We start from the raw sequence: 13,948 nt of genomic DNA on the forward strand, positions 1-13,948 counted from the left end.
CCGTCCGAACCCGAGGAGTTCCCGTGGCCGGCGCCACCACCACCGTCACCGACGCGACGTTCGAGCAGGACGTCCTGAAGAGCGAGAAGCCCGTACTGGTCGACTTCTGGGCCACCTGGTGCGGCCCGTGCCGCCAGGTCGCCCCGGTCCTGGACGACATCGCGTCCGAGCACGGCGACAAGCTGACCATCGCCAAGCTGGACGTCGACGCCAACCAGGCGACGGCCGCCAAGTACGGCGTCATCTCGATCCCGACCCTGATCGTCTACAAGGACGGCGAGCCGGTGAAGTCCATCACCGGTGCCCGTCCGAAGGCCGCGCTGCTGCGCGAGCTGGCCGAGTTCATCTAGGCCTTCCGGTCGTCGACCGCACGGTGGCGGGGCTCCCCTCGGGGGGAGCCCCGCCACCGTCGTTTCCGGGCTCCCCGGGAAGCCCGCCCGGGGTGCCCGCCCGGGACGCCTTCCCGGGAACGCCATCAGGGGCCGCCCGCTAGAACGGCCGCAGCGCGGGCTCCTTGCGCCCGCCGCCCAGCAGCCGCTCCAGCGCCCCCTCCACGTCGCCCCGCCAGGAGAGCGTCGTCCGCGCCTCCAGCCGCAGCCGCGGGTAGCGCGGGTGCGGGCGGACGGTCTTGAAGCCGACCGCGAGCAGGTGGTCGGCCGGCAGCACGCAACTGGTCGGCACCCGCCCGGACGAGCCGAAGGCCTCGATCGCCCGCACTCCCCGCCCGATCAGGTCCTTGGCCGCGGTCTGCACCAGCACCCGGCCGAGCCCCTGACGCTGGTAGCCCGGCAGCACCCGACTGACCATCAGCTGAACGGCGTCCGGCGAGACCGGACTGGTCGGGAAGGACTGCGAGCGGGGGACGTAGGCGGGGGGTGCGTAGAGCACGAACCCGGCGGGCCGGTCGTCCACGTAGACGATCCGGCCGCAGGAGCCCCACTCCAGCAGCACCGTGGAGATCCACCCCTCCTTCTCCAGTTCCGGCTTGCCCGACTCCACCGCCTCCTTCGCCCTGACCGGGTCCAGCTCCCAGAACACACAGGAGCGACAGCCGGTCGGCAGGTCCCCGAGGTTGTCCAACGTCAGCGGAGCGATCCGCCGTCCCATGGCCGCACCTCCTCCTCCCTCTCACGGTCGAGCATTCCCCCGCGAACGCCGATGGGTGCATGTTTCACGTGAAACAGCGCTCACGTGGAACACGCACCCATCGGGTCGTTGCCCTCGGCCGGCCGGTCCGGCTCAGCCCTGCGACAGCCGCAGACCGTCCTCACCCGGGGCCATGCTGTCCAGGATCCGGTTCAGGTCCTCCACCGAGCCGAACTCCAGCACCACCTTGCCCTTGCCCAGCTTGCCGCCGCGCTGCGACACCTCGACCTTGACCCGGGTGTCGAACCGGTCGGACAGCCGGCTCGCCAGGTCGTTGAAGGCCGGGGAGTTCAGCTTGCCCGCCTTCGGCGCCTGGCGCCTGGGCTTCTCCGGCTCCTCCGAGCGCATCAGCACGACGATCTCCTCGACGTTGCGCACCGTGAGGCCCTCGGCGATGACCCGAGCGGCCAGCCGCTCCTGCTGCTCGGGGTCCGACAGACCGAGCAGCGCCCGGGCGTGCCCGGCCGTCAGCGTCCCCGCCATCAGCCGGGTCTGGACCGAGGCCGGGAGCTTCATCAGCCGCAGGGTGTTGGAGACGTGGGTGCGGGAGCGGCCGATCCGGTCGGCCAGCTGCTCATGGGTGCAGGAGAAGTCCCGCAGCAGCTGGTCGTAGGCGGCCGCCTCCTCCACCGGGTTCAGCTCGGCGCGGTGCAGGTTCTCCAGGAGGGCGTCCAGCAGCAGCTTGTCGTCCTCGGTGGCCCGGACGATCGCCGGGATCCGCTCCAGCCCGGCCTCCCGGGAGGCGCGCCAGCGGCGCTCGCCCATGATCAGCTCGAAGCCGTCGGCACCGGCCTGGCGCACCACGATCGGCTGGAGCAGCCCGACCTCCTTGATGGAGGTGACCAGCTCGGCCAGCTTGTCCTCGTCGAAGACGTCGCGCGGCTGGCGCGGGTTGGGGGTGATCGCGTCCAGCGGCAGCTCGGCGAAGTAGGCACCGGCCGGCTGCGCCTGCTCGGCCCGCTTCTCCGCGGCCGCCCGGGCCGCCACCGTGCCGCGTCCGCTCGGCAGCGGCGTCACCGGGGCCGGCCCGGGCGTGGCTGCCGCAGGCTTCGCCTCCGCCCCGCCGTCCACCGGCGCGGCGGGGCGGATCAACGCCTCCAGCCCTCGACCCAGACCAACCCTGCGAGCACTCACTGATGACCCTCCGTCGTGCCGTACTGTGCCACCGGGGCGCCGTGCCCCTGCTGGCCGTCCCGCTGCTGACCCACCAGCGAGCCGCCCTGGCCCACCACCGCACGCAGCGCGAGCTCGCGGGCGGCCTCCAGGTAGGAGAGCGCCCCGGTCGAGCCCGGGTCGTAGGTGAGCACCGTCTGCCCGTAGCTGGGCGCCTCCGAGATGCGCACCGAGCGCGGGATCGCCGTGCTCAGCACCTCTTGGTGGAAGTGGGTCCGGACCTCCTCGGCGACCTGGGCGGCCAGCCTGGTCCGGGCGTCGTACATGGTGAGGAGGATGGTCGACACGTGCAGTGCGGGGTTGAGGTGCGCGCGCACCAGCTCGACGTTGCGCAGCAGCTGGCCGAGGCCCTCCAACGCGTAGTACTCGCACTGGATCGGGATCATCACCTCCTGGCCGGCGACCAGGGCGTTGACCGTCAGCAGACCCAGCGAGGGCGGACAGTCGATCAGGATGTAGTCGAGCGGCTGCTCGTAGGCGGCGATGGCCCGCTGGAGCCGGCTCTCCCGGGCCACCAGGGAGACCAGCTCGATCTCGGCGCCGGCCAGGTCGATGGTGGCGGGGACGCAGAACAGCCCCTCGACGTCACGCACCGGCTGCACCACGTCGGCCAGCGGCTTGCCCTCCACCAGGACGTCGTAGATGGACGGCACCTCGGCGTGGTGGTCGATGCCGAGCGCCGTGGAGGCGTTGCCCTGCGGGTCGAGGTCGACGACCAGCACGCGCAGGCCGTGCATGGCGAGCGAGGCGGCCATGTTCACGGTGGTGGTGGTCTTGCCCACCCCACCCTTCTGGTTGGCGACCACGATCACCCGGGTGGCGGCGGGCCGGGGCAGTCCCTCGCCCGCTCGGCCGATCGCCTGAACCGCAGCCTGGGCAGCCCGTGCGATGGGCGTGTCATCGATCTGGTCGACGGTCTCCGAGTCCTGCATGGGGGTCAGTGTTTCACGTGAAACCGGAGCGGCAACAGTCGCCGCCCGGTCACGGCGGAGGATGCCCGAGAGCAAGGAGCGACGTTTCACGTGAAACACCATGCCCGCTATGCCGGAAATCTGACGTTGCGACACTCCGGTGTCCCACCGTCGACCGGTCCGTCACCTGAACGACCACGGGCGGACGCTCCTCCCTCGCAGGAGGCCCGTCCGCCCGTGGTCGGTACGTGTCCGGCGTCACGCCGGATCAGCGGCCGCGGCGCCGCCCGCCCCGGCCGCGCTCGCCGTTCCGGACGCTCGCGGTGCGACCCGCCCGGGCCGCCTTGGCGCGCCGGGTGGCCGCCTTCACCCCGCCGGGGCTCTCCCCCGCCTTCACCTGGACCACCCGGGTCGAGGTCTCCAGGGTGCCCTCGCCGACCGCGATGACGCTCCACTCGACCGCGCCCAGCTTCGCCAGACCGGCCCGCGAGTCGGCCAGCTCCTGCTCCGCGCTGTCGCCCTTGAGCGCCAGCATCTGCCCGTGCGGGCGCAGCAGCGGCATGCCCCAGCCGGCCAGCCGGTCCAGCGGTGCCACCGCCCGGGCGGTCACCACGTCCACCGCGAGCTTGCCGACCATCTCCTCCGCGCGGCCGCGCAGCACCGTGACGTTGTCCAGGCCCAGCTCCCGGACGACCTCCTCCAGGAAGGTGGTGCGGCGCAGCAGCGGCTCCAGCAGCGTCACCGAGACGTCCGGACGGGCCAGCGCCACCGGGATGCCCGGCAGACCGGCCCCGGAGCCGACGTCGCACAGGGTGGTGCCGGCGGGCAGCAGCTCGGCCAGCACCGCGCAGTTCAGGACGTGGCGGTCCCAGAGCCGGGGCACCTCGCGGGGCCCGATCAGCCCGCGCTGCACGCCCGCGGTGGCCAGCAGCTCCGTGTAGCGGACCGCGGCGTCATAGCGTTCCCCGAAGACCTCCCTGGCCACGGCCGGCGCCTCGGACAGCTGCTCCAGCTCGGTGGCCCGCCCCTCAGCGGCCGGGTCCACGTCCGCCCCCGGCCGGCCGGCAGCCGCGTTCTCCGTGTCCATCTCGACCTCTCCGATCCCCGGATCCACCGACCCGCTCAACGCACTGTTTCACGTGAAACATCCCAGAAGGGACGACGACCCCGCCCGCACGAGGCGGACGGGGTCACGTCCGGTGAAGCTTCTCCGGCCGCTGTGGCGGCCGGTCGTCGACCTGTCGGCCTCAGACCGGCAGCACGACCACGCACCGCTGGGGCTCTTCGCCCTCGGACTCGCTGCGCAGGCCGGCCGCGGCGACCGCGTCGTGGACGACCTTGCGCTCGAAGGGAGTCATCGGCCGCAGCTTGACCTGCTCGCCGCTACTCTTGGCCTGCTCGGCGGCCTTGGCACCGAGCACCGCCAGCTCCTCGCGCTTGCGGGCCCGGAAGCCGGCAATGTCCAGCATGAGGCGGCTGCGCTCGCCGGTCTCCCGGTGGACAGCCAACCGGGTCAGCTCCTGGAGGGCCTCCAGCACCTCGCCGTCCTGGCCGACCAGGCGCTGCAGCGCGCGGTCGTTGCCGTCGCTGACGATGGAGACCAGGGCACGGTCGCCCTCGACGTCCATGTCGATGTCACCGTCGAGGTCGGCGATGTCGAGCAGACCCTCCAGGTAGTCCGCCGCGATGTCGCCCTCCTGCTCCAGGCGGGAGACGAGGCTCTCGTCGGAACTGGCGGCGGCCTCGGCCTCGACGGCGGAGGTGGTGCCTTCCGTCACTGATGGACTCCTTCGGAGATGGGCCCGTCTGCCGGGCCGGGAACGAAGCTCTTCGCGGCTGTCACAACAGGCTGGGGGCCGGTCAGGACTTCTTCTTCGGCCGCTGGCCGCCACCGCGCTTCGGCTGCTGCCTGGTGCCCTGCTTGGTACCGGCCGGCTTGGCCGCGCTCTGCTTGGCGGCCGCCGGCTTCTCAGCGGATTCGGCCGGGGAGGCGTCGGCCGGAGCGGCGTCGGCGGGCTCCTCGGCCGGGGTCTCCTTGCTCAGCTCCGCGCTCGGCTGTCCGGCACCGCCGTGCTGGCGCTGGGCCTTGCTCTGCCGACGGGGCTGCTGGCGGCGTGCCTGCGCCGACTCCTCCACCACCGCGGCGGCGGCGCTGGCCGCCTCGCTGACGGCCGCCTTGGACGGGGGCAGCATGCCCCAGAGCGCGCCCTTGATCTCCGTACCGTCCGGACGCAGCCGACCGGCCTTCTTCAGGCGCTCCTGGCGCTCCTGGAAGGCCTTGCTGCCCGGGGTCGGGTTGTTGTGGATGACGATCAGCTGCTGGCCCATCGACCAGACGTTGGTGGTCAGCCAGTAGACCAGGACACCGACCGGGAAGTTGATGCCCATCACGGCGAACATGATCGGGAAGACGTACATCAGCATCTTCTGCTGCTGCATGAACGGCGTCTTCACCGTGAGGTCGACGTTCTTGGTCATCAGCTGGCGCTGGGTGATGAACTGCGACAGCGACATCAGGATGATCATCACGGCGGTGACGATCTTGACGCTGGTCTCGGTGCTGCCGACGAAGGTCGCGGAGAGCGGAGCGCCGAAGATGTGCGCCTTGCCGGCGCTCACCAGCAGGTCACCGTGGATGACGCCGATGTCCTGGCCCTTGGCGACCTTGGCGAGCACACCGTAGAGAGCGGTGAAGAACGGCGCCTGAACGATGATGGGAAGGCAGCTGGAGAACGGGTTGGTACCCGCCTCCTTGTACAGCTTCATCATCTCTTCGGACTGGCGCTGCCGGTCGTTCTTGTAGCGCTCCTGGATGGCCTTCATCTTCGGCTGGATCGCCTGCATGGCCCGGGTCGCCTTGATCTGCTTCACGAAGAGCGGGATCAGGCAGATCCGGATGACGACCACCATCGAGGCGATGGCGAGACCCCAGGCCCAGCCACCGTCCGGGTCGAAGACGTGGCTGTACAGCGAGTGGAACTGGACGATGATCCAGGACACCGCTGTGTACAGGGGATTCAGGAAGGAGAAGGTCACCGGTCAGGCTCCTTGGACAGGTGGATTGGCCCCACGGGACCAATGGTCGCCGGGCCCTCGGGGTCCGGACCGGCGGGGGTGGCGGTCACCGGGTCTCCGGTGGCGGACCGGCTCTTCAGCCAGTCTCGCAACCGCCGGTGCCACACCGGATGCTTGCGCGGCGGGACGTGATCGACCCCGCCGGGCGTCCACGGATTGCAGCGCAGGATGCGCCAGGCGGTCAGCCCGCCGCCCTTGACCGCTCCGTGCACCTTCACGGCCTCGTAGCCGTAGTGCGAGCAGGAGGGGTAATAGCGGCAGACCGGACCGAGCAGTGGGCTGATGGTCCACTGGTAGACCCTGATCAGACCCATCAGCAGGTACTTCATCGCCCTGCTCCCGTCGGCGCCGTGGCGGCGGGCTCCGTCCTCAGCAACCGCTTGAGTGCCGCGTCCAGGTCACGTTCGAGGTCCTGGTACGAGGCGGTCGCGGCCTGGGGCAGCGCACGCACCACTATCAGGCTACCGGCGGGCAGCCTGGACAGACGATCACGAACGAGGTGGCGCAACCGGCGCTTGACCAGGTTGCGGACGACCGCCGGGCCGACGGCCTTGCTCACGACGAAACCCGCACGCGCCGAAGGAGTCCCCTCGGCGACGTGCGGGCGGGAGTCGCTGGTCCGGTCGGTCTGCCCCTGCGGGTCACCCTCTCTGCTGAGATGGACGACCAGAAGGGGCCGGCCGGCCCGGCGACCGCGTTTCACCGCGGTCGCGAAGTCCTGGCGCCGCCGCAGCCGATTCTCGGAGGGCAGCACAACAGACTCTGGCGCGGATCAGGCGGACAGGCTGGCGCGGCCCTTGCCACGGCGGGCGGCCAGGATGGCGCGGCCGGCGCGGGTACGCATACGCAGCCGGAAGCCGTGGGTCTTCGCGCGACGACGGTTGTTCGGCTGGAAGGTGCGCTTGCTCACTCGGGGGCTCCTGAGGTGAATCGTAGGATGACGGGAGGTCGCTTGGCCGTCACCGTGCGTCCGCGTGATCTCCCCTGAATTCGGAAATCCGGCCCATCGCCCCAGTTCGGCTGGGGTCTGAGGCAATCCACGGCGCCCGTGCTGCGCGCCTTTTGGAGCGGGTGGACCCGCGGACATGCGGCAGCGGCCATCGACAACTCGACCTGGTTACGGTACGCGGGACGGGGCACGAGGGTCAAACCAGCCCGCCGGAGCCCGTCTTACCCACAGCCTGTGGACAACGACTTGATCCGGCCCTGTTCGCTGACTACCGTTGCAGAACTTGTCTGGTTTGTTCTTGGAAAGCGTGCACCAGTGGCTGATGTCAACAGCGACCTCGTCCCGGTCTGGGCCAGGGTCGTCGAGCGGCTGGTCAGCGACCCCGATGTCGCGGAGATGGACAAGCAGTGGGTGCAGCGCACCCAACCGATGTGGATGATGCACGACACCGCCCTGCTGGCGGCCCCGAACGAGCGGGCCAAGCAGGTGCTGGAGGGCCGGCTGCTGCCGCAGCTGACCGAGGCCCTCAGCCGTGAGCTCAGCCGCCCGGTGCGGATCGCCGTGATGGTCGACGCCAACGCGGTGCCGACCACCCCCGCGGCAGCCCCCCAGGCCCCCGCCGAGCCCTACCCGGGCCCGGCCGAGGAGGACGCCCCCGACTACGGCGGCCAGGGCTACCAGCAGTCGTACGAGCACGGCCAGCCCTACGAGCAGGGGCAGCCGTACGAGCAGGGCCAGCCGTACGAGCAGGACTACGAGCGCCCCCGCTACGACACCGGCGGCTACGACCCGCGCCAGGCCCCGTACGGCGGCCCCGGCGGCGGCCAGGGCTGGCAGGGCTACCAGGAGCAGCCGCCCGCCTACCGCGATCCGGAGGAGCCCGCGCCCCGCCAGGCGCCGCGGCCCGTCCCCGGACCGCCCGCGACCACCCAGGGCGACCTCTTCGGCGGCGCCTACGGCCCCGGTCCGAACGAGCAGCCGCGCGCCGGCGCCGGCCGCCGGGCCGGCGGTTCCCGCCCCACCGGCGGCCGCCCGGCGGAGAAGGCCTCCCCGGAGCGCGCCGAACGTCCCGGCGTCCCCGGCGTCCCCGCCCCGCCCGGCGCTCCCCCGGCCGGCGGTTCCCGCAAGGACGAGCCGGCCGCCCGGCTGAACCCCAAGTACCTGTTCGACACCTTCGTCATCGGCGCCAGCAACCGCTTCGCGCACGCGGCGGCGGTGGCGGTCGCCGAGGCCCCGGCCAAGGCGTACAACCCGCTCTTCATCTACGGCGAGTCCGGGCTGGGCAAGACCCACCTGCTGCATGCCATCGGGCACTACTCGCGCAGCCTCTTCCCGGGCACCCGGGTGCGCTACGTGTCCTCGGAGGAGTTCACCAACGAGTTCATCAACTCGATCCGGGACGGCAAGGCGGACACCTTCCGCCGCCGCTACCGGGACATGGACATCCTGCTCGTGGACGACGTCCAGTTCCTCGCGAGCAAGGAGTCCACGCAGGAGGAGTTCTTCCACACCTTCAACACCCTGCACAACGCGAACAAGCAGATCGTCCTCTCCTCGGACCGGCCGCCCAAGCTGCTGACCACGCTGGAGGACCGGCTGCGCAACCGCTTCGAGTGGGGTCTGATCACCGACGTCACCCCGCCGGAGCTGGAGACCCGGATCGCGATCCTGCGCAAGAAGGCGATCCAGGAACAACTCAACGCTCCCGCCGACGTGTTGGAGTTCATCGCGTCCCGGATCACCCGGAACATCCGGGAGCTGGAGGGCGCCCTGATCCGGGTCACCGCCTTCGCCAACCTCAACCGGGCCCCGGTGGACCTGGAGTTGGCCGGGATCGTCCTCAAGGACCTGATCCCCGGCGGGGACGAGGACGCCGGCCCGGAGATCACCGCGCAGGTCATCATGCAGCAGACCGCCGCGTACTTCGGGCTGGGGGTGGACGACCTCTGCGGTTCCTCGCGCAGCCGGGTGCTGGTGACGGCCCGGCAGATCGCGATGTACCTCTGCCGCGAGCTCACCGACCTCTCGCTGCCGAAGATCGGCGCGCAGTTCGGCGGCCGCGACCACACCACGGTGATGCACGCGGACCGCAAGATCCGCTCGCTGATGGCCGAGCGGCGCTCGATCTACAACCAGGTCACCGAACTCACCAACCGCATCAAGAGCTAGCCGCCGCACCGCACTTCACGACGTGACGTGACGCGGTACAACACGGCACGGCACGGCACGCCGCAGGGCGACGCCGCACGCACGTCCCCAGGGCGTCAGGAGCGAATCCTGACGCCCTTTCGCGCGTCCACAGGTGTGCGGTGCGCGCCTGCTGGGCAGGGATCCCGTCGACGGACGTTCCGCCAGTCCGCAGCCCGCGCCGAACAACTGACCGGTGATTCGAAAACCGAGGGCGCGCAAGGCCGTTGTCCACAGGACCGGCCCCTTCTCCACCGTCCACAGGGTGGGGCGTGCGGAGTTATCCAGAATTCGTCCACAGGCCCGTCGCCGCTACGCTCTTCCGCGCAGGTCAGGTGCCTGTGGACTTGTGCACAACGGTTATCCACAGGGTGTGGACAATTGACGCCCCACCACTGGGCCGTCCGGGTTATCCACCGGTTGTCCCCAGGGGAGGGGCGGTTATCCCCAGGTTGTCCACAGCGGCGTCCACAGTTCGACAACCGTGGGCTGGCGTTCATACCCTGGTGTGAAAGGCGTCACGAAAAGTTGACCGGCGCCCGTGGATAACCGGGCCCGGATCTGGGGACAGCCCTGGGGATAACCTGTGGATACCGAGCGTGGCCTGTGGGTAACGCTCGGCTGTCCACAGCGCGGCCTGTCCGTCCACAGCCGCCGTCCACACCCGCTGTGGACAAAATTCGGGCTCTGACCTGCGGAAACGGGGTTATCCACGGTTTCCACAGGCCCTACTACTACCACTACACATTTAGACCCCGGACTTGCTTTCAAAGTGGGTGGGCCCCGAATCTGTGGACAACCGGTCTCCGACAACTGTTCGGGTTGCTTCCGCCCGTCTGCCCCGTCTGTCGGCGGAGTACGTCAGACTGTCCTTGCGACTGGAAGCGGAGTGACCGAGCTCGGTGGACAGCCGAACCGACGATCAAGATCAGACGAACCAGAGTGCGAGCGGGAGCGCTCGATCCAGGAGGCGGTTACCGGTGAAGTTCCGGGTGGAGCGTGACGTCCTCGCGGAGGCGGTGGCCTGGGCTGCCCGCAGCCTCCCGGCACGGCCGCCGGTGCCGGTGCTGGCCGGCCTGCTGCTGACCGCGCAGGAGGGCAGTCTGGCGCTGTCCGGTTTCGACTACGAGGTCTCGGCCCGGGTCGAGCTGGAGGCCGACGTCGAGGAGGCCGGCACCGTCCTGGTCTCCGGCCGGCTGCTGAACGACATCTCCCGCAACCTCCCCAACCGGCCGGTGGAGATCTCCACCGACGGCCAGCGGGTCAGCGTGGTCTGCGGCAGCTCCCGCTTCACCCTCCCCACCCTCCCGGTGGACGAGTACCCCGCGCTCCCCCAGATGCCCACCGCCACCGGCACCGTCTCCGGCGACGTCTTCGCCTCGGCCGTCAGCCAGGCCGCGGTCGCCGCCGGCCGGGACGACACCCTCCCGGTGCTCACCGGTGTCCGGGTCGAGATCGAGGGCGACCGGATCACCCTGGCCGCCACCGACCGCTACCGCTTCGCCGTCCGCGAGCTGCTGTGGAAGCCCGAGCAGTCGGACATCTCCGCCGTCGCGCTGGTCCCCGCCAAGACCCTCCAGGACATCGCCAAGTCCCTGGGCAGCGGCGACAACGTCTCCATCGCGCTCTCGTCGGGCGGCGCGGGCGAGGGTCTGATCGGTTTCGAGGGCGCCGGCCGCCGGACCACCACCCGGCTGCTGGAGGGTGAGTTCCCCAAGTTCCGCAGCCTGTTCCCGACCGAGTTCAACGCGATCGCCGCGATCCAGACCCAGCCCTTCCTGGAGGCGCTCAAGCGCGTCTCGCTGGTCGCCGAGCGCAACACCCCGGTCCGCCTCAACTTCGAGGAGGGCGTGCTGACGCTGGAGGCCGGCTCGGGCGACGACGCCCAGGCCACCGAGCGGATCGAGGCCTCCCTGGAGGGCGACGCCATCTCGATCGCCTTCAACCCGGGCTACCTGGAGGAGGGCCTCAAGGCCATCGACTCCCCCTTCGCCCAGCTCAGCTTCACCACCCCGACCAAGCCCGCGCTGCTCAGCGGCAAGGTCTCGGTGGACGCCGAGGAGGACAAGGCCTACCAGTACCTGATCATGCCGGTCCGCCTCTCCGGCTGATCCCGCCACGTCCGACCGTCCACAGGCTGTGCACACCCGCTGTGCACAGCCTGTGGACGTCTCACCCGGACCGACCGCGGACCGACCGCGGACCACTGCGGACCGACCTGACCGCAGACCGGCCGGGGCCGCTCCAGCGCGTAGGCTCAAGGAGTGCGGCAACGGCGCCGCCGGCAGGCACGTCACCACAGGTAAGGACTTGGTCATGGAGCTCGGCCTCATCGGTCTCGGCAAGATGGGCGGCAACATGCGCGAGCGGATCCGCCGCGCCGGCCACACCGTCATCGGTTACGACCGCAACCCGGACATCTCCGACGTCGACAGCCTCCAGGAGCTCGTCACCAAGCTCCAGGGCCCGCGCGTGGTCTGGGTCATGGTCCCGGCGGGCGCCGCCACCCAGGCGACCGTCGACGAGCTCGCCGAGCTGCTCTCCCCCGGCGACGTGGTGGTCGACGGCGGCAACTCCCGCTGGACCGACGACATCAAGCACGCCGAGGCGCTGGCCGCCAAGGGCATCGGCTTCGTGGACTGCGGTGTCTCCGGCGGTGTCTGGGGCCTGGAGAACGGCTACGCGCTGATGTACGGCGGCGACGCCGAGCACGTCGCCAAGGTCCAGCCGATCTTCCAGGCGCTCAAGCCCGAGGGCGACTTCGGCAACGTGCACGCGGGCGCGGTGGGCGCCGGCCACTTCGCCAAGATGGTCCACAACGGCATCGAGTACGCGATGATGCAGGCCTTCGCCGAGGGCTGGGAGCTGCTGGAGGCCGCCCCCGAGGTCACCGACGTGCGCGAGGTCTTCCGCAGCTGGCAGGAGGGCACCGTCATCCGCTCCTGGCTGCTGGACCTGGCCGTCAACGCCCTGGACGAGGACGAGCACCTGGACAAGCTGCGCGGCTGGGCCGCCGACTCCGGCGAGGGCCGCTGGACCGTCGAGGCCGCGATCGACCACGCCGTGCCGCTGCCGGCGATCACCGCCTCGCTGTTCGCCCGCTTCGCCTCCCGTCAGGAGGACTCGCCGCAGATGAAGATGATCGCCGCGCTGCGCAACCAGTTCGGCGGCCACGCGGTCGAGTCCAAGTAACTAGCAGGTTCTCCACAAGAAGGCGGGCGCAGTCCACAGCCATGCACGTCGCGCATCTGTCGCTCGCCGACTTCCGGTCGTACGCCCGGGCCGAGGTTCCCCTCGACCCGGGCGTGACCGCCTTCGTCGGTCCGAACGGCCAGGGCAAGACCAACCTGGTCGAGGCGATCGGCTACGTGGCCACCCTGGGCAGCCACCGGGTCGCCACCGACGCCCCGCTGATCCGGCTGGGCGCCGAGCGGGCGGTGGTCCGCACCTCGGTGGTGGACCGCGGCCGTTCCACCCTGATCGAGCTGGAGCTCACCCCGGGCAAGGCCAACCGGGCCCGGATCAACCGGTCCGACAACGTCCGCCCGCGCGACGTGCTGGGCCTGCTGCGCACCGTCCTGTTCGCCCCCGAGGACCTCAGCCTGGTCAAGGGCGACCCGGGTGAGCGGCGGCGCTTCCTGGACGAGCTGCTGACCGCCCGGGCACCCCGGCTGGCCGGGGTGCGGCAGGACTACGAGCGGGTGCTCAAGCAGCGCAACGCCCTGCTGAAGACCGCCGCGATGGCCCGCCGGGCCGGCGGAGGCAAGGGCGCCGACCTCTCCACCCTGGAGGTCTGGGACGGCCATCTGGCCCGCTCCGGAGCCGAGTTGACGGCCTTCCGGATCCAGCTGGTGGCCGCCCTGCAGCCGCTGGTGACGGCCGCGTACGGGCAGCTGGCCCCCGGCGGCGGCGAGACCGCCCTGGAGTACCGCAGCTCCTTCGAGGGCGAGCTGCCGACCAGCCGCGAGCAGGCCGAGGAGCAGCTGCTGGACGCGCTGCGGGCGGTCCGCAAGCAGGAGGTCGAGCGCGGCGTCACCCTGGTCGGCCCGCACCGCGACGAGCTGGTGCTCAAGCTCGGCCCGCTGCCCGCCAAGGGCTACGCCAGCCACGGCGAGTCCTGGTCGTTCGCCCTGGCGCTGCGGCTGGCCTCGTACGAGCTGCTGCGCGCCGACGGCGGCGAGCCGGTGCTGATCCTGGACGACGTGTTCGCCGAGCTGGACGCCGCCCGCCGGGACCGGCTGGCCGAACTGGTGGCCGACGGGGAGCAGGTGCTGGTGACGGCGGCGGTGGCCGAGGACGTTCCGAAGGCGCTGGCCGGCGCCCGGTTCGCGGTCTCCGACGGCGCGGTGCGCCGGATCGACCTCTGACCGCGGCCCTTCCCCCTTCCCCCGGCACCCGTCCACCGGCCTTCACCGGTGCCTTCCCGAGCAGCGCCTTCCCGAGCAGCGCCTTCCCGAGCAGCGCCTTCCCGAGCGGCGCCCGCCCCCGCCCCGGCTCGCCGGGCCCG

General features: G+C 71.1%; 14 protein-coding genes. 5 read left to right on the plus strand and 9 right to left on the minus strand.

Annotated features, from left to right (window positions below; genetic code table 11):
- The first annotated feature begins 23 nt into the window (after positions 1 to 23).
- The gene (gene trxA / locus ACFWP2_RS20390) at positions 24 to 350 is read left to right on the plus strand and encodes a thioredoxin (protein ID WP_360357405.1); all 327 of its coding nucleotides are present in this window, start codon (positions 24 to 26) and stop codon (positions 348 to 350) included.
- Positions 351 to 489: 139 nt separating this feature from the next.
- Here trxA and ACFWP2_RS20395 read toward each other — a convergent pair whose 3' ends face one another.
- The 9 genes from ACFWP2_RS20395 to rpmH form a co-directional block, all read right to left on the minus strand.
- The gene (locus ACFWP2_RS20395; protein ID WP_380453223.1) at positions 490 to 1,107 is read right to left on the minus strand and encodes a GNAT family N-acetyltransferase; all 618 of its coding nucleotides are present in this window, start codon (positions 1,105 to 1,107) and stop codon (positions 490 to 492) included.
- A 132-nt stretch (positions 1,108 to 1,239) separates the two neighbouring features.
- Positions 1,240 to 2,280, minus strand: a complete 1,041-nt coding sequence (locus ACFWP2_RS20400; RefSeq protein ID WP_380453225.1) for a ParB/RepB/Spo0J family partition protein — start codon at positions 2,278 to 2,280, stop codon at positions 1,240 to 1,242.
- Entirely contained in the window at positions 2,277 to 3,224 is a 948-nt protein-coding gene (locus ACFWP2_RS20405; protein WP_380453313.1) for a ParA family protein, read from the minus strand. Before ACFWP2_RS20405 ends, ACFWP2_RS20400 begins: the two co-directional genes overlap by 4 nt.
- 274 nt (positions 3,225 to 3,498) lie before the next feature.
- Positions 3,499 to 4,317: a 16S rRNA (guanine(527)-N(7))-methyltransferase RsmG gene (gene rsmG, locus ACFWP2_RS20410; protein ID WP_380453227.1), complete on the minus strand. Its 819-nt coding sequence runs from the start codon at positions 4,315 to 4,317 to the stop codon at positions 3,499 to 3,501.
- A 160-nt stretch (positions 4,318 to 4,477) separates the two neighbouring features.
- Positions 4,478 to 5,008: a protein jag gene (locus ACFWP2_RS20415; RefSeq protein ID WP_380453229.1), complete on the minus strand. Its 531-nt coding sequence runs from the start codon at positions 5,006 to 5,008 to the stop codon at positions 4,478 to 4,480.
- A gap of 82 nt (positions 5,009 to 5,090) precedes the next feature.
- Entirely contained in the window at positions 5,091 to 6,266 is a 1,176-nt protein-coding gene (yidC, locus tag ACFWP2_RS20420) for a membrane protein insertase YidC (RefSeq protein WP_380453231.1), read from the minus strand.
- Complete coding sequence (gene yidD / locus ACFWP2_RS20425) at positions 6,263 to 6,634, minus strand: membrane protein insertion efficiency factor YidD (protein WP_380453233.1); 372 nt, start codon at positions 6,632 to 6,634, stop codon at positions 6,263 to 6,265. The genes yidC and yidD overlap by 4 nt, the downstream gene beginning before the upstream one ends.
- The gene (gene rnpA, locus ACFWP2_RS20430; protein ID WP_363388677.1) at positions 6,631 to 7,059 is read right to left on the minus strand and encodes a ribonuclease P protein component; all 429 of its coding nucleotides are present in this window, start codon (positions 7,057 to 7,059) and stop codon (positions 6,631 to 6,633) included. The genes yidD and rnpA overlap by 4 nt, the downstream gene beginning before the upstream one ends.
- A gap of 18 nt (positions 7,060 to 7,077) precedes the next feature.
- Positions 7,078 to 7,215 carry a 50S ribosomal protein L34 gene (gene rpmH, locus ACFWP2_RS20435; RefSeq protein WP_030059672.1) on the minus strand — a complete coding sequence of 46 codons (138 nt, stop codon included), beginning with the start codon at positions 7,213 to 7,215 and terminating at the stop codon, positions 7,078 to 7,080.
- A gap of 354 nt (positions 7,216 to 7,569) precedes the next feature.
- Here rpmH and dnaA point away from each other — a divergent pair, with 354 nt between their 5' ends.
- The 4 genes from dnaA (at position 7,570) to recF (ending at position 13,808) form a co-directional block, all read left to right on the plus strand.
- A complete protein-coding gene (gene dnaA / locus ACFWP2_RS20440; RefSeq protein WP_380453236.1) occupies positions 7,570 to 9,423 on the plus strand; it encodes a chromosomal replication initiator protein DnaA in 1,854 nt (617 codons plus the stop codon).
- A gap of 998 nt (positions 9,424 to 10,421) precedes the next feature.
- Positions 10,422 to 11,552, plus strand: a complete 1,131-nt coding sequence (gene dnaN, locus ACFWP2_RS20445; protein ID WP_074001900.1) for a DNA polymerase III subunit beta — start codon at positions 10,422 to 10,424, stop codon at positions 11,550 to 11,552.
- A 205-nt stretch (positions 11,553 to 11,757) separates the two neighbouring features.
- A complete protein-coding gene (gene gnd / locus ACFWP2_RS20450) occupies positions 11,758 to 12,633 on the plus strand; it encodes a phosphogluconate dehydrogenase (NAD(+)-dependent, decarboxylating) (RefSeq protein ID WP_360356603.1) in 876 nt (291 codons plus the stop codon).
- Between the two features lie 41 nt (positions 12,634 to 12,674).
- Positions 12,675 to 13,808: a DNA replication/repair protein RecF gene (recF, locus tag ACFWP2_RS20455; protein WP_380453239.1), complete on the plus strand. Its 1,134-nt coding sequence runs from the start codon at positions 12,675 to 12,677 to the stop codon at positions 13,806 to 13,808.
- The last annotated feature ends 140 nt before the right edge of the window (positions 13,809 to 13,948 follow it).

The organism is Kitasatospora sp. NPDC058444 (genome assembly GCF_042721415.1).
GTDB lineage: Bacteria > Actinomycetota > Actinomycetes > Streptomycetales > Streptomycetaceae > Kitasatospora.